Origin of the sequence: Sphingomonas colocasiae (assembly GCF_019880585.1) — a bacterium.
Lineage (GTDB): Bacteria > Pseudomonadota > Alphaproteobacteria > Sphingomonadales > Sphingomonadaceae > Sphingobium_A > Sphingobium_A colocasiae.
In genome coordinates this window covers 925,399-950,697 of the sequence record NZ_JAINVV010000004.1, presented here as the reverse complement: position 1 = coordinate 950,697, position 25,299 = coordinate 925,399, and the positions used below count along the sequence as shown (strand labels likewise).

General features: G+C 65.8%; 13 protein-coding genes and 1 tRNA gene. 9 read left to right on the top strand and 5 right to left on the bottom strand.

Going from position 1 to position 25,299, the window contains the following annotated elements; all coding sequences use genetic code 11:
• Positions 1-127: 127 nt before the first annotated feature.
• The 3 genes from K7G82_RS10820 to K7G82_RS10810 form a co-directional block, all read right to left on the bottom strand.
• Entirely contained in the window at positions 128-658 is a 531-nt protein-coding gene (locus tag K7G82_RS10820) for a hypothetical protein (RefSeq protein ID WP_222989839.1), read from the bottom strand.
• A gap of 307 nt (positions 659-965) precedes the next feature.
• Positions 966-1,151 carry a hypothetical protein gene (locus K7G82_RS10815; protein ID WP_222989838.1) on the bottom strand — a complete coding sequence of 62 codons (186 nt, stop codon included), beginning with the start codon at positions 1,149-1,151 and terminating at the stop codon, positions 966-968.
• A 218-nt stretch (positions 1,152-1,369) separates the two neighbouring features.
• Positions 1,370-1,443: transfer RNA gene (locus K7G82_RS10810), tRNA-Cys, on the bottom strand.
• 266 nt (positions 1,444-1,709) lie between these two features.
• Between K7G82_RS10810 and K7G82_RS10805 the strand changes: the two genes are divergently transcribed.
• The 9 genes from K7G82_RS10805 (at position 1,710) to K7G82_RS10765 (ending at position 22,137) form a co-directional block, all read left to right on the top strand.
• On the top strand, positions 1,710-4,811 hold the full coding sequence (locus K7G82_RS10805) for a CHAT domain-containing protein (protein ID WP_343228559.1): 3,102 nt from the start codon (positions 1,710-1,712) through the stop codon (positions 4,809-4,811).
• 19 nt (positions 4,812-4,830) lie between these two features.
• Entirely contained in the window at positions 4,831-6,831 is a 2,001-nt protein-coding gene (locus K7G82_RS10800; protein WP_246623405.1) for an adenylate/guanylate cyclase domain-containing protein, read from the top strand.
• Positions 6,818-7,552 carry a hypothetical protein gene (locus K7G82_RS10795; protein ID WP_222989836.1) on the top strand — a complete coding sequence of 245 codons (735 nt, stop codon included), beginning with the start codon at positions 6,818-6,820 and terminating at the stop codon, positions 7,550-7,552. The genes K7G82_RS10800 and K7G82_RS10795 overlap by 14 nt, the downstream gene beginning before the upstream one ends.
• Before the next feature lie 312 nt (positions 7,553-7,864).
• Positions 7,865-9,658, top strand: a complete 1,794-nt coding sequence (locus K7G82_RS10790; RefSeq protein WP_246623404.1) for a ShlB/FhaC/HecB family hemolysin secretion/activation protein — start codon at positions 7,865-7,867, stop codon at positions 9,656-9,658.
• Positions 9,658-16,218: a beta strand repeat-containing protein gene (locus K7G82_RS10785; protein WP_222989834.1), complete on the top strand. Its 6,561-nt coding sequence runs from the start codon at positions 9,658-9,660 to the stop codon at positions 16,216-16,218. Before K7G82_RS10790 ends, K7G82_RS10785 begins: the two co-directional genes overlap by 1 nt.
• Before the next feature lie 55 nt (positions 16,219-16,273).
• On the top strand, positions 16,274-17,680 hold the full coding sequence (cysS, locus tag K7G82_RS10780) for a cysteine--tRNA ligase (RefSeq protein ID WP_222989833.1): 1,407 nt from the start codon (positions 16,274-16,276) through the stop codon (positions 17,678-17,680).
• Between the two features lie 212 nt (positions 17,681-17,892).
• Positions 17,893-18,843 (top strand): D-2-hydroxyacid dehydrogenase, encoded by a 951-nt coding sequence (locus K7G82_RS10775; protein ID WP_246623403.1) that lies wholly within the window; start codon positions 17,893-17,895, stop codon positions 18,841-18,843.
• A gap of 205 nt (positions 18,844-19,048) precedes the next feature.
• Complete coding sequence (locus K7G82_RS10770) at positions 19,049-20,689, top strand: acetolactate synthase large subunit (protein ID WP_222989832.1); 1,641 nt, start codon at positions 19,049-19,051, stop codon at positions 20,687-20,689.
• A 20-nt stretch (positions 20,690-20,709) separates the two neighbouring features.
• Positions 20,710-22,137 carry an aldehyde dehydrogenase family protein gene (locus tag K7G82_RS10765; RefSeq protein ID WP_222990262.1) on the top strand — a complete coding sequence of 476 codons (1,428 nt, stop codon included), beginning with the start codon at positions 20,710-20,712 and terminating at the stop codon, positions 22,135-22,137.
• A gap of 142 nt (positions 22,138-22,279) precedes the next feature.
• Here the strand turns inward: K7G82_RS10765 and K7G82_RS10760 are convergent, their stop codons facing one another.
• Together K7G82_RS10760 and K7G82_RS10755 are read right to left on the bottom strand one after the other, a co-directional pair.
• A complete protein-coding gene (locus K7G82_RS10760) occupies positions 22,280-22,924 on the bottom strand; it encodes a DUF938 domain-containing protein (protein WP_222989831.1) in 645 nt (214 codons plus the stop codon).
• 215 nt (positions 22,925-23,139) lie between these two features.
• Complete coding sequence (locus K7G82_RS10755) at positions 23,140-25,290, bottom strand: TonB-dependent receptor domain-containing protein (RefSeq protein WP_222989830.1); 2,151 nt, start codon at positions 25,288-25,290, stop codon at positions 23,140-23,142.
• Between the last annotated feature and the right edge of the window lie 9 nt (positions 25,291-25,299).

Here is a 25,299-nt window from a genome sequence, read left to right as displayed (position 1 = left end):
CCCCTGAAGAAGCAGGAAACGGTCTTTGCGAAGGCGCATATGCCCAATGCCGCAGGATCAGCTTTTGGTTTATCGTTCACCAGCAGCCCGGACGGCGTCATGGACGGAACCTGCACTCGCAATCGCTCTATCTGGATCTGGGGTCGCTCGGTGGCGGCTTCTGGAATCGGCCAAGGCGCCTGGCTTCGACCACCAGCATATCCAGCCCCATTCCCCCTGATACATTGCCACCCCAAAAAGAGTGCGACCATTGTCCGGCAACAGCTTTGCCATTGGAGGCTTTCGCCGGCATGAGAACCAGCCTTTCAAGGCTTTCCCCCAGCACGTAGCCGCCTGGCCCCATCCCCGAGCAGGGAGAAGGTATATAGGACTTCTTCTTCATTTTTCTGCGCAGTTCGAGCGCGGAATCATAGTCGGATTTCGAGGAATAGATCACGAAATTCCTCGGCTTGCCCTTCCCTACGAATATTTCCTGTGCCCGAATGATTTCCGGCCGCCGTTTTACAGGATCGAAGACCTGGATGATGCGCCCTCGGATCAGAACCCCCTTTGCCGCTACCTCCTTCGCGATCTTAGAAGTTGGTGGAGAAACATAGGAGCAGGCATTTGTTTCGTTTGTAAAAACGATGGCAAGCAGCGCCATCATGGTCTGGATCATGCGCATCATCGTTCGGCCAGTGCCCCCTGGGAAAGCTCGCCCATCTCTTGCACTCGACCCTCCGAGGCCACAACAGGATCAGCGCCACGGCGCCCAGGAATTTGGTCCGATATGAATTCATATTACGGTGATTTTGCATAATTCGCCGCGCTTCAAGCGAGGGACCGAACGTCCGACAAGCGGTCCAATTGCGGACATTGATATACAATGGCCAGATACCGTTCATACGGTAAGCGCTGCTATTCAGTCTTTCTGATCGGAACCCCAACCTACGATTTGATCGAATCCGCCGGCTCAAACAGGCCGCTCAGTTATGCTTACACGCCATGTACTGGCGGAGAGCGAGGGCGGCGCGGCAAGCAGAGCTATTCAGCTCGAGCAAAGGAAGTTGGCCCATGATCGCCACGATGTTCAGCGCGGAGCAGCGATGGCATCTTTTGAAATCGAGGAAGTGGATCGAGCGCCTCTCATTCGCCTCGCGCAGCGCGCCCATGGCCGCTCATACTTCGAGATGACGTGAACGCCCGCTACCCACATAATAGCCGCCGGCCTGAACCAGCGACTGTTTTGGGATCACCTGAGGACCGCTGAACAGTCGAGATTAGCCGGCGCATTGCTGGCACTGGTATGAAGATCATAACAGAGGGGCAGCGAGCGCACACGCCCAACCTCCGCAATCCCACGTGCCTGAAACATCGCAATTTAAGGAAGTGGAGGCCCGAGCCGGAATCGAACCGGCGTGCAAGGATTTGCAGTCCTCTGCGTAACCACTCCGCCATCGGGCCGGAAGGGCGCTTCCTCTGCGCGGGCCTGCCGGGGATGTCAACCGCTATGCTGCATCGCGCACGCCGATCGCGCGTTATCGGCGGCATTGGCCAGCATTTCGCGGCGCTCGCCATCCATTCACGCTGCCCCAACGTCGCGCTTCGCCTTGGCGACCGGCTGTTGTATCCTCTCCACGATTCGAATCCGGATCTGACGGTCGCAATTCAATCGGTTAACCGGAAGGCACGGCCATACAGGCCCCCCGGGCGACCGAAGGGGGAGAAACGTGTTGCGCGCCCGGACGTTCGTTGTGCCATCCGCCCTGTTCGCGCTTGTCGCCATGCCGGCGGCCGCGCCCGCGCAAAGCGCGCGCCCCAGCCTTCAGGACAGTTTCCGCCTGGGCAATGCCGGCGGATCGCTGTGCCAGATGCAGAGCCAGAATGCCGACCCCGCCGCGCGCGGCATGTTCGATCGCGCATGGTCGATCGTATGCCGCGATGCCGCGCGCCCGATCGGGCAGATCTATGCGCTGCGCGACGCGGAGGACGGCCCCGCCCGCCTTGCCGCCTCGCGGGAAACGCCCGTCACCTGCGATGGCGAGGCGAGCGCGCCCGTCGCCGATCTCGGCACCGTTTCCGTCACCACATGTCGGCTCGCCAACGCCAATGTCGGCTACAAGATCTATCGCACCCGCATCGGCCGCGTCACCTATCTGGCGCAGGGCCTTGCCGGCTATGACAGCGCGCTGGAACTGGGCCTGCGCACCATCGTCGCCGATCGCATCGTCGATGGGGAAATCCGCGTCGCCACCACCGGCCTTGCCGATCCCGTCGCCTTCGCCCGCGTCCAGGCCGGCGCGCTCGATCCCGCGCAAACGCTGGCGGAGGGCTATCGCCGCAACAACAGCGGCAATTATGCCGAAGCCGCCGAATTCTTCGACACGCTGCAATCGCGCCTCGATGCGGAGGATGCCACGCGCGATACCCCCGCCAATCGCGAGCAGCGGCTCAACGAATATCTCGTCAACCAGGCGCTGCAGAAATCGAACCTGGGCGAGTTCGCCGAAGCCGACGCGCTGTTCGCCGCGGCGCTCCGCATCCCCACGCTCGATCCCGTGCAGACGCGCCTGCGCCGCAATTTCGAGGCGCTGCACCTGCTCAACCAGCGCAAGCTGGCCGAGGCAGCGGCGGTGCTCGCCCGCCCGGTGACGCCGATCGCGGGGCTCGCCCCCACCGCCGGCGCGGTCGAGATCGGCGCGCCGCTCGCCGCCGAGATCAATTCCAGCCTGCCCGCCGCGCGCCGGCTAGGCGCCACCCAATCGGCGATGCTCTCTCCGGAGGAACGCGTCGCCATCCTCGATGCGCAGGCCTTGCAGCTTCGCGCCACCGTACTGCGCCTGCAGGGCAATCCCGCGCCCGCCAGCGCCATGCTCGACAAGGCCCTGGCGGACGCCACCGCGATCCGCGAGGGCCGCGTCACATCGATCACCCGGCTGCGCGCGCAGATCATGGCGGAGAATGCGCTGACGCATGAGGATCGGGGCGATTTCGGCAGTGCGGAGGCGCTGCTGCGCCGTGCGCTCGATCTGCTGCGCACCAGCTATCCCGAAACCACCGCGATGAACGGCGGACGCGCGCGGCTCGCCGCCTTTCTCGTCCGTCGCGGCAAGCGCGACGAGGCGATGACGCTGTACCGGGAAGTGGTGGCGAGCACGACCGAAAGCCGCGCCAACACCACCGGCCTCGCCAATCTGCTCGCCCCCTATTTCCAGATGCTCGCCGAACAGGTGCCCAGCCGCCCCGCGCTGGTCTCCGATCTGTTCCTCGCCAGCCAGACGCTTGTCCGCCCGGGTGTCGCCGATACCCAGGCCGTGCTCGCGCGCGAACTGCGCGATGGCGGCGGCGAGCCCGCGCGCCTGTTCCGCCAGGCGGTGACGCTCTCGCGCGATATCGAGCGCACGCGCATCGAGATGGCGCGGCTCGGCCAGATCGGCAATCCCGATGCATCGGTGCGCGATCTGATCGCCGCGCGCGATGCCGATCTGAAGACGATGGTGGAGCAGCAATCGCTCACCTTCGCCCGCCTCTCCGAATATCCGCAATATCGCGCGCTCTCCACCGAAGCGATGACGCTCGACGATCTGAAGGCGGCGCTGAAACCGGGTGAGGCCTATTACAAGATGGCAATCGCCGGGCGCGATATCTACGCCGTCTATCTCGATGCCCGGGGGGCGACCGCCTGGCGCCTGCCGATCTCCGCCACCACGCTCGATGCCAAGGTCAGTGGGCTGCGCGACACGATCTCGACGATCGAGAACGGACAGAACATGACCTATCCGTTCGATGTGAAGCTGGCGCGATCGCTCTATTCGGATCTGTTCGATCCGGTGGCGCAGCGGCTGGCATCGGTCGAGCACCTGATCTTCGAGCCCGATGGCGCGATGCTGCGCCTGCCGGTCAACCTGCTGATCGCCGATCAGGCGGGCGTCGACGCCTATCTGGCGCGCACCGCCGATCCCAATGCCGACGAATTCGATTTCCGCGGCATCGACTGGCTGGGCCGCCGCCACGCGGTGAGCACCGCCGTTTCCGCGCGTGCGTTCCGCGACACCCGTCGCACCCCCGCCTCCGCCGCCGCGCATCAATATATCGGCTTTGGGGACAATGCCCCCGCCTCTGGCGCACTGGTCCCGGCATCCGCGACGCGCTCGCCCGATCCGTCCGCCGCGATCGATTGCGCCTGGCCGCTCAGCGAATGGAACAAGCCGATCGCCGCCGCCGAACTGCGGCAGGCCGCGGCGGAGGTCGGCGCCGGCGCGTCGCAGATCGTCACCGGCAACGCCTTCACCGATACCGCCGTGCGCGGCCGCACCGATCTGGCCGATTATCGCATCCTCCATTTCGCGACCCACGGCCTGGTCACGGCGCCCCGCCCCGAATGCCCCGCCCGCCCCGCATTGCTCACCTCGTTCGGCGGCGGCGATTCGGACGGGCTGCTCAGCTTCCGCGAGATCTATGATCTGAAGATCGATGCCGATGTCGTGATCCTTTCCGCCTGCGACACCGCCGGCGAAGCCAGCCGCGACGCGACGCGCGAAGCCGGCGTCACCACCGGCGGGGGCTCCGCGCTCGACGGGCTGGTGCGCGCATTCATCGGCGCGGGCGGGCGATCGGTGATCGCCAGCCACTGGCCCGCGCCAGACGATTTCAACGCCACGCGACGGCTGATCGCCGGCCTGTTCGAAGGGGGCGCCGGCCGCCCGATCGCGTTCGCCATGAAGGATGCCGAACGCGGGCTGATGGACGAGGCCGCCACATCGCATCCCTATTACTGGTCGGGCTTCGCCATCATCGGGGACGGCGCGCAGCAGTTGATCGTCAAGCGCTGAACGCCTGATGGGGGAGGATATGGCAGGAACGGCGAAACGCCCGCCGCTGGTGCGGACGGCGCGGCTGGTGCGCAAGGTGCGCCCGGCGCGCGCCGCCGCCACCGCATTGTTCCTGATCGCCGCCTTGCTGATCGCGCGCCATAGCTGGGATCTGCGGCTGCTGACGCCCGCCGCCGAACGCGCGCTCTACGATCTGCGCGTCGTGGCCACCGTGCCGCGCGTGGAGAAGGACGATCGCATCGTCATGGTCGTCTATAACGATCAGACGCTGATCGCGACGCGCAAGCGCTCGCCGCTCGATCGCGCCACGCTGGCGCGCGCGCTCCGCAATCTCGACGCGATGGGTGCCAAGGCGATCGGTATCGATATCCTGATCGATCAGGAACAGGATGAAGATGCCGAACTGGTCGAGGCGTTCCGGTCGATGCGAACGCCGACCTATCTCGCCTATGCTTCGGCAGACACCAATGCCGGCAATATCGAATATGGCCAGCAGCAATTCCTGGACGCGTTCCAGCGCGCGATCGCCGGCCCCAAAGTGAAACCCGCGAGCATCCGGCTTGAGGTGGATAACGACAATGTCGTGCGAAGCTGGCCGGCCCAGCCCGCCAGCGTGCCGCCGCTGCTCGCCAACGCGCTCACCCCCGTGCATCCCGAATCCCGGCGCTATACCGGCAGCATCCGTTTCCTAGCGCCGAAGCTCGCGGATTACCCCGTCTACAACAAGCTGCCGATAGACCTGTTCGCCGGCGAAGCGGTGGTGCCGCAATTCGCCGATCTGATCCGGGACCGATATGTGCTGATCGGCGGCGACATCTTCGATTTCGACAAGTTCGAGACGCCGCTGCGCGGCCTGACCGGCGCAACGATGATTGGGCTGGAGGTGCACGCCAACATCCTCTCCCAATTGCTCGACGGCGCCGGCTATGCCCGCATCCCCGGCTGGGTGCTCTGGCTTTCGGCGATGGTGGCGGTGATCGCGGGCGCACTCTCCAGCCTGATCGGCGGGGCCTGGTGGCGGCTCAGCGCCGCGCTCGCCGTTCAGGGCGCGGCCATCACCATCCTGCCCTTCATGCTCCATGCGCGCATGATCGATACCCAGGGCCTGCCCGTCTTCGGCTGGCTCGTCGGCTGGGTGATCGCCTTTGCCGCCGTCGGTGCGGCAGCGCGCGCGATCGGATCGGAACAGCGCAAGTTCGCGCAATCGGCGCTCGGCAAATATCTGCCGCGCGACATCGCGACCGAAATCCTGGCCGATCCCGAACGACTGGCGCTTCATGGCGAGAAGCGCGAGATCTTCGTCGTCTTCACCGATCTGGAGGGCTTTACAAAGCTGAGCCACGCGATCGCGCCGGAAATGGTCGCGCTGCTGCTCAACCGCTATCTCGACATGCTGAGCGACGTCGTGCTCGATCATGGCGGCACCATCGACAAGTTCGTCGGCGATGCCGTCGTCGCTTTCTGGGGCGCGCCGATCTCGCGCCCCGACGATGGCGAACGCGCCGCGCGCGCCGCCTATGCGATGTGGCAGGCCGGTGAAGCATTTCGCAACAGCGCGCCGGAAGGGGTTCCCCCGATCGGCAAGACGCGCGTGGGCCTGCATTTCGGAGAGGCGATCGTCGGCAATTTCGGCGGCGAAGGGCGCATCCAGTACACGGCGCTGGGCGACAGCATGAACACCGCGTCGCGCATCGAATCGGGAAACAAGCAGCTCAAGGCCGGCATGATGGCCAGCCGCGAGGCGGTGGAGCGATCGAATCTGGACTGGTGGCGGCCGATGGGCCGCGTCGTCCTGCGCGGGCGCGCCAAGCCCGTCGAGATCTTCGAGCCCGTGCCCGATATGGCCGCCAGTGATCTCGGTCACTTCAGGTCAATGATGAATCGGCTATCGCAAGGTGACTTGGCGGCGCTCGACGAGTTGGAGGCTTTCGCATCCTCCCATCCCGACGATGCGGCGCTCGGCAATCTGGTGTATCGTTTGAAACATGCCGAACCAGGAGGTCACTATGTTCTCGACTGATGCGATCATGAGGCGCGGCACGATCGTGCTGGCCTGCGCATTGGGGCTTGGCGGCGCGGCGATCGCGCAGACCATCGTCGTCAAATCCACGGGTCCTTCGGCGAAGAGCTATCCCGTCGGCAAGTCGCTCGCGCCCGGCGCGAAGATCGTGCTGGCCAAGGGAGACAGCCTGACCGTGCTCGACAGTCGCGGCACCCGCACGCTCAGCGGCCCCGGCAATTTCGGCGCGGAGGCATCGTCGGCCACGGCCAATCAGAGCTTCGCCTCGCTGGTCGCGACGCAGAATCGCCGCCGCGCTCGCACCGGGGCGGTGCGCACGCTCGGCCAACGCGTGCTGCCGCCCAGCCTGTGGTTCGTCGACATCGAACGCGGCGCCACCTTCTGCGTTGCCGACGCCACGGCGGTTCAGCTCTGGCGGCCGGACATGCAGCAGGCGGCGACGCTCACCATCACCGATCAGGGCGGCAAGAGCAGCAATATCGCCTTCGCGATGGGCCAGAACAACGTGCCCTGGCCGGCCGCGACGCTGCCCATCGCCGATGGACACAGCTATACGCTGAGCGGCGCGGGACTGGCCAAGCCGGTCAAGCTGCGTTTCGCCATGCTGGGCACGCCCGTCACCGATCCGGTCGCCACCTACACCGCGCTCGACGGCAAGGGCTGCGGCGATCAAAGGGATTTGCTGATCACCGCGACCAGCACCGACGAAACCAGATCCTGAACCCGCAGGAACGGGCGCGGATCGGGCTTTCCGCCTTGCCTTTGAAGGGGCCGGCTGATAGCCTATGGCACTGAAAAAAGCGCGGTTTCGCGGGCTTGTTTCGATCCCGCTGGTCGCAGGGGAGGCAAAGGGGACGAGGCGGCAAGCGCCCGCGCCAATGCCGGTTTCCGGGGCGCGTTTCGGCCCCTGGTAACGAAGTTTGGACGGCCGCGGCTTTTCAGCCTTTGCCGCCGCCCATCGTCCGGTGCCAGCGGCCAACGGACGGGGCAGCGGAAAAGACCGGGAACCGGGCGGCCTTTTGGGGGCATGCTCATGCTGTTGTCGCGGTCCGCCTGTCTGTTGTCGGTCCCCCTGCTCAGCACGCTTGCCCTGTCCGTGCCGGCGCTTGCCCAGACGCCGCCTCCCCCGGCCCCCACCCGAGACCAGATCGAGCGCGGCGGCGTCGACCGCATCGATCGCGACCGCCGTAACCGTGTGACGGTGGAGGGGGACGTCGAACGCGCGCCCTGCCCGCTGGCCGATCCGCGCTTCGCCGGCGTCAACGTCACGCTCTCCGATGTCCGGTTCGACGGGCTTTCGGTCGTCGCGCCCGAAACGCTGCGCCCGGCCTGGGCGGACTATGCGGGCCGCAGCGTGCCCGTCGCCGCGCTGTGCGAGATCCGCGATCGCGCCGCCACCATGCTGCGCCGCCAGGGCTATCTGGCCGCGGTGCAGGTGCCGCCGCAGCGCATCGACGACAATGGCGTCGCGCGGTTCGACGTGCTGATGGCGAAGCTCGTCCGCGTCCAGGTGCGCGGCGATGCCGGCCGTGCGGAGGCGGTGATCGAACGCCAGTTGCGCAAGCTGCAGGACCAACCCGTCTTCAACACGCATGAGGCCGAACGCTATCTGCTGCTCGTCCAGGACATACCGGGCTATGACGCGCGACTGACCTTGCGGCCGGCGGGCACTAGGCCCGGCGAGGTCGTCGGCGAGGTCGCGGTCACCTACACACCGGTCGAGATCGACGCCAACATCCAGAATTACGGATCGCGCGACGTCGGCCGTTTCGGCGGGATGATCCGCGCCCGCTTCAACGGGCTGACGGGCATGGGCGACACCTCGACGCTCAGCTACTATACCACCGCCGATTTCCAGGAACAGCATGTCGTCCAGGCCTCGCACAGCTTCCGCGCGGGCAGTGAGGGGCTCACGCTGGGTGGAGACTTCACCTATGCTTGGACGCGGCCGTCGCTCGGCCCCGGCGCCGATTTCCGCACCCGGACGCTGATCGCGACGCTGCGCGCCACCTATCCAGTGCTGCGCAGCCAGTCGGCCAACGTCTATGCGGGCGGCGGCATCGACTATGCCGATCAGGATATCCGCTTCGGCGGCGTCCTGCTCAATCGCGACAGGCTGCGCGTGCTTTTCGCCCGGCTCGATTATGACCTGATCGATCCGGAGAGCATTTCCAGCATTCGCGGCTTTTCCGCGCGCGAGCCGCGCTGGCGCTTCGGCGGATCGCTGGAGATGCGCCAGGGTCTGTCGATCCTGGGCGCGAGCAAGCCGTGCGGCGCGACCTTCGTCAACTGCCTGCCCCCCAATGTCGGCATCAGCCGGGTGGAGGGTGATCCGACCGCCCTGGTGATGCGCGCCACCGCCTATGGCGAGTTGCGGCCCAGCCCCGGCATCACGCTGGCGGTGTCTCCGCGCGTGCAATGGTCGCACAATCCGCTGCTCAGCTTCGAGGAGTTCTCGGCCGGCAACTATACGATCGGGCGCGGCTATGATCCCGGCACGCTGACGGGGGACAGCGGCATCGGCATCCAGACCGAGTTGCGCGTCGGCAGCCTCGTGCCCCGCAAGATCGACGGCGTCGCGATCGAGCCCTTCGCCTTTTTTGACGCCGCCTGGGTCTGGAACGAGGATCGGCTGTTCGCGCCCTATCCGCGCGATCCGCAGCGGCTGTTCTCGGCGGGCGCGGGCCTGCGCGCCGCCTGGGGCGACCATGCCCGCTTCGATGCCGTGCTCGCCGCGCCGCTGCGCCGCACCGGCCTTCAGGCCGACAAGGGCGCTATCCGTTTCCTGATGTCCCTGACCGTCAAATTGCTGCCCTGGACACGATGATGAGCAAGCCCGCCTCGCTGGAGCGTAACGCCATGCCGAAAGCAGCCCCCTTTTCGCGCATCCTCACGCCGCTGCTCACCAGTTGCGCGATGGGGCTTGCGCTCGGCATCGCCTCGTCGGCTTATGGTCAGGCGTTCAGGGGCACGCCGCAGATCGTGGTCGGGGAAGCCGGCATCACCAACTCGGAGATCAATGGCAATCCCTATGATTTCATCACGGTCGCCACACCCCAGGTCGTGATCAACTGGACACCGACCGACAATGTGCCCTTTGGCGGCCCCATCGATTTCCTGCCCGCCAACGCGACGGTGCAGTTCGGCGCCGACTTCGACTATACCGTGCTCAACCGCATCCTGCCGAACAGCAACCGGCCGGTTGCCCTGAACGGCGATGTGTTCAGCCGCGTCGGCAACAATGTCGGCGGCAGCATCTGGTTCTACAGCCCGTCGGGCCTGATCGCGGGCAATGGCTCGCTCTTCGCGGTCGGCAACCTCGTCCTCTCCGCCAACAATATCTCCTACACGCCCAACAGCGGCGAGCCCGACGGCAAGATCAATCTCGGTCCCGGCGGCCGCATCCCATTCCGGGCCACGGCCGGCAGCACCGCCTCCGTCGTCGTCCAGCCGGGCGCGTTCATCTCCACCAACGGCACCAGCGCCTATGTCGCGCTGGTCGCGCCGCGCGTCGTCCAGGGCGGGACGATCCATATCGACGGATCGGTCGCGATGATCGCGGCCGAGGAAGTCGATGTGACGATCAACCAGGGCCTGTTCGACATCAACATGATCACCGGCACGACGATGTCGGAGGCGATCGTCCATAGCGGCGTCAGCGGCCAGGCGCCGAATTCCGGCGGGCCGTTCGATGGCGCGCAGCGCGTCTATGTCGCGGCCCTCCCCAAGAACAACGCGATCACCATGCTCGTCGGCGGCTCGCTCGGCACCTCGGCGGCAAGCGCCGCCGCGACCAAGGGCGGCGTGATCCTCTCGGGCGGCTACGACATCGCCGACATTGCGGGCACCGGCATCGCCGCCATCGCGGACACCACCAAATCGGTCGACATCAAGATCGGCACCGCCACCTTCGGTTCCGACCTTGTCGGCGTCACCACCGGCACGATCGACGCCAATCCATCGCGTGGCACCAAGCTGCTGTTCGAAGGGGATGCCTCGCTGACCGGCGCCAAGGGCGTTTCGATGGTCGCGGATCTCGACGAGAGCATCGTCGCCAAGGGCGATCTCTCGCTGATATCGCCGATTTCGGCCAGCCTGCGCCTTGGTGTCACCAACGCCGAGTCGGGCACGCTCGACAACGCCGCGAAGGTCGATATCGCCGGCCTGCTCAACATCAAGGCCAGCGGCATCGCCCTGACGCCGGGGGGAGACGGCATCGGCGGCATCGCGACGCTCCAGCTCGACGGCGGCGGCCCCGCCCCGATCCTGACCGTCCAGGGCGCCACGACCGTCGAAGCACAGGGTTTCGGCCTGACCAGTTCGGGTGATGGCGGCGACGGCAAGGGTGGCACCGCGCAGATCCTGAACAAGGGCGGCACATTGTCGCTGGGAGAGGTCGATGTCCTGGCCCAGGGCATGGGCGCCAATGCCGGCATCACCGGCAGTGGTGGCGACGGTACGGGCGGACTGGCCGAATTCGTCGCCAGTGGCGGCACGACCACGACCGGCGCCGTCGCGATCGATGCGAGCTCCACTGGCGGCGCAGGCTCCGGCACCGGCGCCAACGGCATCGCGAACGGCGCGTCGAGCATCGCGCGCCTGGCCGTCTCAGGAAGTGGCGTGTCGCTCAAATCGGGTGGAAACGTTACCGTCCAGTCCAACGCGCTCAGCCGGATCGCGGGCACCGCATCGGGATCGAGCCAGGCGGGCACCGTCCAGATCCAGGCGACCAACGGCGCGCTGCTGGATGTAAATTCGGCCCTCTCCGGATCGGCCAGCATCGATTGGGCATTCGCGGCGGACTTGTTGCCGACCAAGGCCGGCACCACCAAGGGCGGCACCGTCTCCGTTTCCGTTGCCGGGGGCACACTGACCGCACAGACCGGCCAGTTCACCGCCGATGCGAACGCCTTCGGCACCGAACTGCCGAGCATATCGATCGGCGCGACCACGGGCGGCAATGTCAGCCTGACCGCAAGCGATGCCGCGGGGATCGAAGGGGCCGCCAAATTCTCGAATTTCCTGACTCTTTCCGCCAACGGCAAGGGCGGATCGGGCACGCAGGGCGCGGACGGTATCGGCGGAACCGTCGCATTGCTGGCCAATGGCGGAAGCATCCAAGCGGCGAACACCCTCACCATGACCGCGAGCGGCCAGGCGGGCCGGAACAGCGGCGGTACACCGGGCACCGGCCAGGGTGGAACGGCGACCGTGCAGACGCAGGCGGGCGGAACCAAGGCCGGAATCGATTTCGACCGGATCTTCATCGACGTCAGCGGTGCCGCCAATTTCACCGACGAAGGCGTGCCCTACGCGACAGGCAGTGGCGGACTGGGCAAGGGCGGCACGATCAACATCACATCTTCGGGCGGCACGCTGATCGGCAACGAGATCTCGGCGAGCAGCCATGGTTTCGGCGGCCATGCCGTGGAATCGCCGACAGAGAGCGGTCTTCTGGCCGCCGGCATCGGCCAGGGCGGGACGATCGGCATCACCGTCAATGGCGGCACGGTGGACGTCGATACCATGTTCGCGGCGGCGGGCGGCAACGGCGGTATGGCGATCAGTCCCAACACCACCGAGGAATATGCTGGCTTTGCCGGCGACGGCATCGGCGGCACAGTCAGCTTCACCGCGACCAGCGGCAGCGTCATCACCGACTTGCTGCAACTCTCCGCGCTCGGCAACGGTGGCGCCGGCGGAGATGGAATCGGCCTCAACCCGGCATCCAACGGCGGCGACGGCACCGGCGGAACCGTGACCCTGGCGCTCGGCGGCGCCAAGGTGACGGCGGCGGCGACGGGGCTATATGCCCAGGGATCCGGCGGCCTGGGTGGCTTCAGCGGGAACGAGGATGTTGCGCCGGGCGCCGGAGGCTCGGGCACCGGCGGGCTTGCGCAGGTGCTGGCGAACAACGCAAGCTATGCGATCAACATACTCGCGCTCGATGCATCCGGCGTCGCGGGCGATGCCCAGCCCGTATCCAAAGGCACCCAGCCGGAGAATGGCGCAGGAACCGGCGGGACGGCGCAATTCGTCAATCAGGGCTCGGATCCGGTGGCCCCGAACGGTCGCACCGTCGGTGCGCTCAGCCTCCGCGCCAACGGGAATGGCGGGCTGATCGGCGGCTCTCCCGGGCCCAATGCCGTCGCCGGCCTCGCCCGGCTCGCCGATCCGGCGAATGGCCCGAACGGATCGGTGAAGATCGCCAGCGTCCTGGCCGAAGCCCTGGGCAGCGGGGCTGCGGGCAAAGGCTTCCAGTTCGAAAGCGCGGGCGCCCCATTGCCGGTTACTGGCGATTTCTCGGTCGAAACGGGCGGCAATGCCAGCTTCGCCATCGCCGGCAACGGCACGCTCGCCATCGGCGGCACGGCCAGCGTCTTCGCCGGGGGGGATATCACCGTAAGCCATGGCAGCCAGACCACGCCGAACGCTTCGTCGATCACCAGCGGTTCCGCCGTCTTCGACGCCGGCAAGAATTTCACCGCCGGCACCGGCACGATCGTCAGCGCCGGCGCCAGCCTGACCGTTCGCGCACGCACGGGCAACATTATCGCCGCCGATCTGCGCGCCGTCGATACCCTGGGTGTCCATGCGCTCGGCACCGTCGCCATCACCAATGCGCGCACGACCGGACCGGCCAGCGGCACGCCGCTGACAGGTGGTTCGATCGACATCACCGCCGGCGTCGATCCGATCGAACTGGTCGGCACCTATGCGCCGGTCGACATACTGATCAGCGGCACGGTGAACGCCAGCGGCCAACTGCGCATGCACGCAGGGCGCGACATCGTCGGCGTCGGCGGCCCGCCCGATCGCACGCTGCGAGGCGAGATCGTCTCGCTGATCGCGGGCCGAGACATAACCGGCGCCAATCTTTCACTGCTTTCGAACCGCAATCTCGACCTGTCGGTCGGCCGGGACCTCCGCGTTCGAACGATCGACATATCCGGACCGCTGAACAGCATCAACGCGCTCGGCGTGATCACTGGGGCCGGCATATTGACGGTGCCCGGCGAGGTCGCGATCTCCAACCTGCTGCGGCTGAGCGGCCCATCGACCGCCACGATCCGCGCAGCGAACGGCCTGGCGATCGGCGATGCGGTGACCAAGGGCCTTGATATCGCGACGACCGGCGGCACGCTGTCGCTCGGCTCGCTCACCGGCAATGGCGGCGCCTCCGATTTCCTCAAGGCAAGCGCGCCGACGATCACGCTCGGCACCATCCTGGTCGATGACGATATTCTCGCCACAGCGACCACGGGAACGCTCAATGCGACGAGCCTGACGGCCGGCGATGCAATCACGCTTAAGGCCAACACCGCATTGTTCGCCGAAGAGGTCGATGCGGGCGGAATCGCCCAGCTCGTATCGACGACATCGACGATCGATGCCGGGACGATCACCGGCAAAAGCGGTGTCACGATCAGCGCGCCGGGTGCGATCACCATCGCGTCCGCGAATGCAGGTGTCGGCAGCACGGCAGCTGATCTTTCGATCGCGGCGCTCGGCAGTCAGGCGATCAAGATCGACAGCGCGGTCGCCACGCGCGACATCGCGATCACCGATACCGGCAGCGCCAGCCTGACCGCGGGCATACTGAGCGCCGCGGGAGCGCTTTCGGTCGATCTAGACGGCAGCGCGACGATCGACACGGCCAAGACCACCGGCGCCGGCGCGATGAGCCAGATCGCCGATACCGGCCTGGCGGTGAAGACCATCCAGGCGGGCGGCCCCGTCACGCTGAAGGCGGAAGCGGGTGCGGTCACCGTCTCGACCGACCTTGTCGCGGCGGGCCAGGTCACGGCATTGGGCAAATCGATCGACCTGACCGCGACCAAGGATCTGACGCTCCTTTCGGCGCAGGCGACCGCGGGCGGGCTCAGCGTGCTCGCGGGCGGCGCCCTCTCCGTCAACAGCGGCACGGCGAGCGGCGATATCGAACTGACGAGCAGTGGCGGCGCATTGACCGTCGGCAGTGTTCAGGCGGACGGCGCTCTGGCGCTCGCGTCCAAGGGCGGCACGACGGTCAGTACGCTCGCCACCGGCGACACCGTCAAGATCGCGTCGGGCGACATTGCGATCGCCGGCGGCGGCCGGATCGGCACGGTGGGCACGACGACATTGGTGGAACTGAGCAATAGCGACGATACGCGGCGGAGCTTCTATGGCGGCGCTTCGACCACCGACGGTTACAGCCTGTCCGCCGACGAACTGGGCAGGGTCTTTGGCGACGACATCACGTTGATCGCCCCGCGCACCGCCGCAAGCGGCACCAACGCGCCCGATGTGATCGTCGGCGCGATGACAATCGCCAGCCGCGCCAACGCCCCTGTCGGCCAGCTTGGCGCGCAGGGCGCTTTCACCATCCGCACGACCGGCCGGGTCCGCCTGGACGGCGCGGTCGCGATGACCGGCGCCGGCGACGCCAACGCCTTCGCCATCCAGGCCGGCGAACTCATCGCCATCGACGCCGCGACCGGATCGATCGACGTGCGCGGGCCCAATGACGCGCTGGGCGGCACGATCGCGCTCTCGGCGGGCGACATCATCGCGGCTTCGGCGGGCGCCACCGAGACCGTGCTCGCCAGCGACGACATCGCCGCGATCGATACGCGGCTGGGCAGCAATGACGGCGCGACGATCGACCAAGGCATGCTGCGCGCGCGCGGCCTGCGCTTCACGGTGAGCAACGGCCTCTACATTCAGAACAGCGGCGCCGGCACCGCCTATGCCCAACGGCGCGGCTTCACGGCTGGGGCCAGCGGCATCGCGATCGCCACCGCGCAAGGCGCAACCCCGCATATCGCGATCAACGGACACGTGGTTCCGGCCGGCGGCACGCCGATCACCGGCCTCGACACCATCCCCAACGTCACCATCAACGGCCAGCCCGCGCCATCCGCGTCGGGTTTCGCCGCCGGATCGACAATCAACGGCTGCGTGATCACCGCCGCAGGCAACTGCGTCACGCCGACGCCTACTCCCACACCAACGCCGACTCCCACACCAACGCCCACTCCGACGCCTACCCCCACACCGACACCGACACCGACACCGACACCAACGCCTACCCCGACACCCACACCAACACCAACTCCGACGCCAACGCCTACCCCGACACCCACGCCGACGCCGGACCGGATCGTGGACACACCGACGCGCGACCGGATCGAAGGGCCCGTCGAAACCGATGTCGATGAAGGGTTGCGGATCGCGCAGATCGAGATCGAGGACGTCGACAGCTTCGGCTATCAGCCGCTGATCGACGAACCCGTGACGGGATCGGGCAATGACGATCTCTGGATCGCGCAGGATTGCGATCCGGCGAAGCAAGGCGACTGCCCTGCCCCGCCACCGGCGAAACCGCCCCCCTCCCCGCCGTGAGACCCGGCGTCACCATGGTTGACGCGGACGCGTTTTGCGGGGATTGGCTCGCACCATGACCCAAGGCGCATCGCTCATTCTCTACGACAGCCTGACGCGCGCGGCCCGGCCGTTCGCGCCGATCGATCCCGATCATGTGCGCGTCTATTCCTGCGGCCCAACGGTCTATAACTACGCCCATCTCGGCAATCTGCGCGCCTATGTCTTCACCGACACGCTGAGCCGCGTGCTCGCCTGGAAGGGCTGGCAGCTCACGCACATCATCAACATCACCGATGTCGGCCATCTGACGTCCGACGCCGATGCCGGCGACGACAAGATGGAGGCCGCCGCGCGCGCGCAGGCCAAGAGCATCTGGGATATCGCCGCGCATTATACCGAGGCGTTCAAGCGCAATCTGGCGGATCTCAACATCCGCCCGCCCAGCCTGTGGTCCGTCGCGACCGATCACATCATCGAAATGGTGGAATTCGCGACCGACATCGCCCCGCGCCATTGCTACGAGCTGGAAACGGGCCTGTATTTCGACGTGTCGACGGTTCCCGATTACGGCCGGCTTGCGCGCACCACCGACGATGAAGGCGAGAGCCGGATCGATCCGGTGGCGGGCAAACGCCATGCGCAGGATTTCGCGATCTGGCGCAAGAGCGCGCCGGGCGAGAACCGGCAGATGGAATGGGATTCACCCTGGGGGCGCGGCGCACCCGGCTGGCATCTCGAATGCTCGGTGATGAGTCGCAAATATCTGGGCGACCAGTTCGATATCCACACCGGTGGGATCGACCATCGCGAAATCCACCATCCCAACGAGATCGCGCAAAACCAGGCGCATAGCTGCACCGCCAACACCGGCGCGAACTGGTGGATGCACAATAATTTCCTGGTCGATCGCGGCGGCAAGATGTCGAAGTCCAAGGGCGGCTTCACCACGCTCCAGTCGCTGATCGACCGGGGCATCCATCCGCTCGCCTATCGGCTGATGTGCATTTCCGCGCATTATCGCTCGGAACTCGAATTCAGCGCGGAAAGCCTGGTCGCGGCGCTCACGCGCCTGCGCCGCTGGGTGATCGCCGTCTCGGCGCTCGCCGATGATGGCGGCGAACCCGATCGGGCGCTGCTCGATGCGTTCGACGAAGCCATTTCGGACGATCTCAATCTGCCCAAGGCGCTGCCGCTGCTCGACAAGGCGATCGCGCAGAAGTCGCGTGCGACCGTGGCGCGGATGGACGAGGTGCTTGGCCTGAACCTGTTGTCGCTCACCCGCGCCGATCTGCGCGTCCGTCCCGCCGATGCGGTGCTGAGCGAGGATGAGGTGGAGGCGCGGATCGCCGAGCGTCGGCAGGCGCGCGCCGCGAAGGATTTCGCGACGTCCGATCGCGTTCGTGACGCGCTGGCGGCACAGGGCATCGAGATCATGGACGGTGATCCGCTGGGTTGGGACTGGAAGATCGCACTGGATTGACGCGCCGGGGGAGAATGCACCTGCTCCGCGCATCGTCATTGCGAGCGAAGCGCGGCAATCCAGCGATGCGTCAAACGCTGGATTGCCGCGCCGCTACGCGCCTCGCAATGACATGGGCAGCTTTGTCCGGGGCTCGCCAAAGGTGCCGCGCTTGAGCTAGGGCCCGCTTTGCGGCATCCGTTGACGCCCTCGACATCGAAAGGTGGAGACATATGCGCCGGATCAACGCCGTCTTTCCCGCCTATGCCCGATCGCTCATCGAACGCCAGCTTCCGCCGGAGATCGACGCGCACTGGTTCACCACCGCCGAGGAAGCGATCGCGCTGGCGCCGGAGGCGGAGATCGGCTGGTTCGACCAACAGGTGCCCGCGGATATCGGCCGGGCGGCGGCGGCGGCGGAGAAGCTGAAATGGCTGACCAGCGTCTTCGCCGGGCTCGACGCGCTCCCACTCGACCTGCTGGCCGAGCGCGGCGTCGCGATCACCAATGGCGCCGGACTGGGCGCGATCCCGGTCGCCGAATATGCGGTGATGGGCGTACTGGCGGCCGCCAAGGGTTTCCATCAGGTTGTCCGCGCGCAGGATCGGCGCGAATGGCCGGTCGTACCACCGGGCAATACCGAATTGTGGGAAAGCAGCGCACTGGTGATCGGCTATGGCGCGATCGGCGCGGCGATCGGCGAGCGGCTGAAGGGGTTGGGGGTTCGCGTGACGGGCGTGCGCCGTTCGCCGTCCAACGATCCGAACATCATCGGGCCCGATGCCTGGCGCGGACGGCTGGGCGAGTTCGACTGGGTCGTGCTCGCCGCCCCCTCGACAGGCGAGACGCAGGCGCTGCTCGGCGAAAGCGATTTCGCGGCGATGCGATCCAATGCCTGGCTGATCAATGTCGCGCGCGGCGAGCTGGTCGATCAGGATGCGCTGATCGCGGCGCTGCGCCTCCGCCGGATCGCGGGCGCGTTCCTCGACGTGATGACGCCGGAACCGCTTCCGCCCGAAAATCCGCTCTGGGCGATGCCCAACGTCATCATCACCATGCATCTGTCGGGACGATCGCAAACCCGGCTGTTCCCACGCGCGGCAGAGCTGTTCGCCCGGAATCTCCGCAGCTATCTGGCGGGCGAACCGCTCGAGAATCTGGTCGATCCCGCGCGCGGCTATTGAGGATGACTCACGGTGCGAACAGGCTTACCACCAGCATGGATAGCAAGGCGCAGGAATGCTGACGCATCCGCACCTTGGGTCGCTCAAGCGCCGCGCGGGCTTATAGCAAGATGCGGCACGTGAGACTCGCCGCATCTTGCTATAGGGTCGCGATCATCTGAACCACGTCCATCGCTCTACGGGGCTCGAGGGGGAGACCAGCGGCATGACCAAGGCATCCGATCTGTTCGTTCAATGCCTCGAGGAAGAAGGCGTCGAATATATCTTCGGCGTTCCCGGCGAGGAAAATCTCGACATGCTCGATTCGCTCAGCCGGTCGAGCATCAGGCTGATCCTCACCCGCCACGAACAGGGCGCCGGTTTCATGGCCGCGACCTATGGCCGCCATACCGGCAAGACCGGCGTCTGCATGGCGACGCTTGGTCCGGGCGCCACCAACCTCGTCACCGCTGCCGCCTATGCGCAGCTCGGCGGCATGCCGATCCTGATGGTGACCGGGCAGAAACCGATCAAGAAATCGAAACAGGGGCGCTTCCAGATCCTCGACGTCGTCGACATGATGCGCCCGATCACCAAATATACGCATCAGCTCGCCAGCGCCGACAACATCCCCAGCCGCGTGCGCGAGGCGTTCCGCCTGGCCGAGGAGGAGAAACCCGGCGCCACCCATCTCGAATTTCCCGAGGATGTGGCGGACGAAAAGACCGACAGCGTCCCCATCAAGCCCAGCCTTGCCCGCCGCCCCTCCGCCGATCCCAAGGCGGTGCGCGCCGCGGTGAACATGCTGGAGAAGGCGAAGGCGCCTGTGCTCGTCATCGGCGCGGGCGCCAACCGCAAGATGACCGGGCGCATGCTGCTCCAGTTCGTCGAGAAGACCGGCATTCCCTTCCTCACCACCCAGCTCGGCAAGGGCGTGATCGACGAGACCCATCCCAAATTCCTGGGCTGCGCGGCGCTTTCGGCCGGCGATTTCGTCCACCGGGCGATCGAGGCGTCGGACCTGATCGTCAATATCGGCCATGACGTGATCGAGAAGCCGCCTTTCTTCATGCGCCAGGGCGGCTGCCCGGTCATCCATGTCTCGACACGATCGGCCGAGGTCGATCCCGTCTATTTTCCCGAGATCGAGGTGATCGGCGATATCGCCAATGCGATCTGGCAGATGAAGGAGGATATCGTGCCCCAGGGCTGGGGTTGCGAGGCGATGCTCGCCTATCGCAAGGCGGAGCTGGACCACACCGCCAGTCTTGAGGATGACCGGCGCTTTCCGATCTATCCGTCGCATCTCGTCAAACAGGTGCGCAAGGCGATGCCCAATGACGGGATCATCTGCCTCGACAATGGCGTCTACAAGATCTGGTTCGCGCGCAACTATCCGGCGCGCCAGCAGAATACGGTGCTGCTCGACAATGCGCTGGCGACGATGGGCGCCGGCCTGCCCTCCGCCATGGCCTCCGCGATGGTCTATCCCGGCCGCAAGGTGATGGCGATCTGCGGCGATGGCGGCTTCATGATGAACAGCCAGGAGATGGAGACGGCGGTCCGGCTCAAGCTCGACATCACCGTGCTGATCCTCAACGACAGCAGCTACGGCATGATCCGCTGGAAACAGGCGAATATGGGCTTCAAGGATTGGGGGCTGGAATTCGGCAATCCCGATTTCGTCAAATATGCCGAGGCCTATGGCGCATCGGGCCATCGCGTCGAGAGCGCGGAGCATCTGCCGGAGTTGCTCCGTCACACACTCGACACGCCGGGTGTCCATCTCATCGATTGCCCGGTCGATTATTCCGACAACGACCGCATATTGAACAACGAGATCAAGGCGCTGAGCGCCAAGCTGTAAAAGGAGCGCGCCGCGTGTCGATGCTGAAGGATGTCTATCCGCTCTATCTGAACAACGAGGCGCAGCAGCCCAACACCGATCTGGAGGTGACCGACAAGTTCACCGGCAAGGTCGCGTTCCGCTGCGCGCAGGCCGATGCGAAAACGATCGACGCGGGCATCCAGGGCGCGGTGGAAGCCGCCGAGCCAATGCGCAAGCTTGCCGCCTATGAGCGGCAGGCCGTGCTCCAGCACTGCGTCTCGCGCTTCAAGGAACGGTTCGACGAACTGGCCTATGCGCTGTGCGTCGAAGCGGGCAAGCCGATCAAGGACAGCGAAGGCGAAGTCACCCGGCTGATCGACACCTTCCGCATCGCCGCCGAGGAATCGGTGCGCATGACGGGCGAGGTCCAGCCGCTCGACATCTCGCCGCGCGCCAAGGGATATCAGGGCATCTGGAAGCGGGTGCCGATCGGCCCCTGCTCGTTCATCTCGCCCTTCAACTTTCCGCTCAATCTCGCCGCTCACAAGATCGCGCCGGCGATCGCGGTCGGCTGCCCCTTCGTGATGAAACCCGCCAGCCGCACCCCGCTGGGCGCGTTGATCATGGGCGAAGTGCTGGCCGAAACCGACCTGCCCAAGGGCGCCTTCTCGATCCTGCCCGCGCATCGCGAGGGCGCCGATCTGTTCACGGAGGATGATCGCCTGAAACTCCTGTCCTTCACCGGATCGCCCGGTGTCGGCTGGGATCTGAAGGCCAAGGCGGGCAAGAAGAAGGTCGTGCTCGAACTCGGCGGCAACGCGGCCGTGATTGTCGACAGGGATGCGAACCTGGCCGATGCGCTCGAACGCGTGATCTTCGGCGCCTTCTACCAGTCCGGCCAGAGCTGCATCGGCGTGCAGCGCATCCTGATCCACGCCGATGTCTATGACGAATTCCGCGATATGCTCGTCGCGAAAACGAAAACGCTCGTCGCCGGCGATCCGCATGATCGCGCCACATTCATCGGCCCGATGATCTCCGAAGGCGAAGCCAAACGATTGGACGGCTGGATCCGGGAGGCGGTGGCCAAAGGTGCGACATTGCTGTGCGGCGGCAAGCGCGATGGCGCGATGCTGGAGGCGACATTGCTCGAAGGCGTCGACCGGAACACCAAGCTCAATATCGAGGAAGCCTTCGGCCCCGTCGCCTTCCTCATCCGGTTCGATGATTTCAACAACGCGCTCGATATCGTCAACGACAGCAAATTCGGCCTGCAGGCGGGCGTGTTCACGCGCGATCTGTTCAAGATGTTCGATGCCTGGGATACGCTCGACGTCGGCGGCATCGTCATCAACGATGTGCCGAGCTACCGCGTCGACAACATGCCCTATGGCGGCGTCAAGGATTCGGGCCTTGGCCGCGAAGGTATCCGCTTCGCGATGGAGGATATGACGGAAATCCGGAATCTGGTGATCCGGCGGACCTGACCGGCCGGGGTAAAACGACAATCCTGCCTGTCATTCCCGCGAAAGCGGGAATCCAGCTATTCCGTGAAGCTTCAGAAAAAAGAGAAGAAGCTGGATTCCCGCTTTCGCGGGAATGACAAGGAGGAGGTCACCCCTCCCAAGCCTACCTGGCCCTCAACACCACCGACAGATTGTTCGCCGGCATTTCGACCAGCCGTTCGAACACGAGGCCATGTTCGGCGGCAAGCGCGATCACATCCTCCAATGCGCGAAGGCCCCAAGCGGGATCGCGCGCGCGCAGCGACGCATCGAACGCCAGATTGCTTTCGGCGGTCGGCACGCCCGACCGCACATAAGGGCCATAGAGGTAGAGCGGCGCACCGGGCGGCAGCAGGCGTGCCGCGCCCGCCATCAGCCCCTGCGTCGCGGTCCAGGGGCTGATATGCACCATGTTGATGCAGAGGATCGCATCCGCGCGATCGACCGGCCAGCCCGGCGCCGACGCATCGAGCATGGCAGGCGGGCGGATATTGGGCAGACCAGCTTCCGCGGACCATGCCGCGATCGAGGTCAGCGCGGCCGGTTCGGGATCACTGGGCTGCCAGTCAAGCGCGGGAAAGGCGTGCGCGAAATGAACGACGTGCTCGCCGCTGCCGCTCGCGATCTCCAGTGCGAGGCCGGCTTCGGGCAATGTCTTTCGCAGCACGGCGACGATCGCGTCGCGGTTGCGCAACGTCGCGGGCGCATGGCGCTTGGCCTCGTCGCGGCCATCGGCCGGGCTCCAGGGAGTCGGTTTGGATATGGTCATGCCAGGGTCAAAGCGCTTTCGCGCCTGGCTGGCAAGGATTTGCGACGAGACTGACTGGGTATCTCAAAATCCCGTCATTCCGGCGAAAGCCGGAATGACGGGGTGGAACAGCCTAGAGCGGTTTGCGATCTGATTGAATCAGATCAACCGCTCTCAGTTTTTGTTGAACCGCGATTTCCGAGTCGTCAGATGATTCCATCTGACTGGAAATCGCTCTAGAAATCCACGGTCGCCGAAAGCCAGAGCCGGCGGCCTTCCTGATTGTTGGCATATTCGGCCGCGTAGACGGTCGTGTTCCCGCTGGCATAGGGCAGGTAACGGACGAAATCGGTGTCGAAGATGTTGAAGACCGTCGCCGCCAACCGGAAACGTTCGGTCACCTGCAGCGAGCCGCCGAGGTGGAACAGCTCATAACCCTTGAAATCGCCCAGCGCGGTCTGCGGAGCGCCCGCCCCGCGATAGCGGCTGGACCGGATTTCGCCGCGTACCCAGAGCGTCGCCTTGTCGTCGACACGCCAGCGCAGATTGCCGTTGACCATATGCTTGGGCGTATTGGTGAGCGGCAGCCCCTTTTGCGCGCCGCTCTTCTGCTCGCTTTCGGTATAGGTGTAGTTGAGCCCCAGCGTCAGCGCGTCGGTGAACTCGAAGCGCGCCGCGACCTCTCCGCCCCGCGTGACCGCTTCATCGACATTGATCGACTGGCCGAACAGATCGACATTGGGGAACTGGCCGACGTCAAGGCACCCCGGCCGGTTGGGATTGCCGTTGAAGCGGCAATTGGGAATGCCTGGCCCTGCCGCGATCTTGTCCTTGAATTCATTGTTGAAGACGGTGACGTTGCCGCTGAAGAAACCGCCATTGTCGAAATAGAGGCCGGCTTCGTAGGTGGTGCTGGTTTCAGGCTTCAGACCGGGGCTGCCGATCAGCGGAATCGTGCCCTGCCCGCCGAAACCGGTGATCCCTTCGGCGATCTGGTCGAGCCGCGGCGTCTTGAAGCCCCGGCTGATGCCGCCCTTCACGGTCAGCGAGTCGGTGGCGTTCCAGACGGCGTACGCACGGGGCGAAAGCTTGCCGCCGAACGTGCTGTGATGATCGTAACGCGCACCGAGCGTGAAGCGGAAGCTGTCGGCAATCTTGAGCTCATTCTCCGCGAACGCCGCCCATTGCTCGAACTCGTATTTTTCCGGCGCGACGCCGTCGATCATCTCGGCTTTCCAATATTGGCCGCCGAGCGTGAAGGTGAAGGCGCCGATCGACGAAACCAGCCGGGTGTCGGCGATGCTGTTGGTCGCCTCCAGCGTGCGCGGCGTGCCAGCGACCACGCCCGGCGTGCCCGGCGGCACCGTCCGGCCGATGGTTTCGGTCATATTGCGCGTCAGCGTCGTTTCCAGCGTGCCGAAACCGGCGCGCCAGGTATGCGCCAGCACATAATTGTCGCGGTTGAAGCGCTGGATCGGGCCATAGCCGCCCTGCACCGTCGCGGTACCGAGCTGGCCCTGGCTGTTGTCGTATTTCTGGCGCGCGCGATCCGCTTCGAACCAGATGTCGTGATCGGGGCTGGGCGTGATCGAAAGCCGGCCGCCAAAGGTGTAGATGTCAGCCTTGACCGGGCTCGGCCCGCGCGTGCTGACCGGTATCAAGACACCATTGGCATTCTCGTACTGAAGCGCCGCCGCCTCGCGATGATAGATGCTGCCGCGCAACGACAGGCCGATCAGATTGCGGACGATCGGCCCCTGCATATAGGCGTTGGCCGATACGATATTGCCGAAATCGCCATGTTCCTGAATCGTACTTTCGGCGCTGACCGTGCCGCTCCAGCGATCGCCCACCTTGCGGGTGATGAGGTTGATCACGCCGCCCATCGCATCGGAACCGTACAGGGTCGACATCGGCCCGCGCACCACCTCGATCCGGTCGATCGCAGAGAAAGGCGGCAGGAAACCCGTCGAAGTCTCGCCGAAACCATTGGGCGTCACGCTGCCGGGCGAATTCTGCCGGCGGCCATCGACCAGCACCAGCGTATAATCGCTCGGCATGCCACGGATCGAGATGTTGAGTCCGCCGGTCTTGCCCGCGGTGTCGCCGACATCGACGCCTTCCACATCCCCCAGCGCTTCGGCCAGGCTGCCGAAGCGCCTTTCCTGGAGCGTCTCACGCCCGATCACGCTGATGCTCGCGGGTGCTTCGACGATCTTCTGTTCGAAGCCCGACGCGGTCACCACGATATCGTCGCCCGACGCCTGAGGCTGGCCGTCGGCATCCGCGCCTTCGGGCGACTGGGCGTGAACCGGCGCCGCCAGCAGCATGGCGACAGCCAGGGTACCCGCGCCCGCCAGCGCGCGCTTGCCGATAAACTCTAACATTGAACCCCC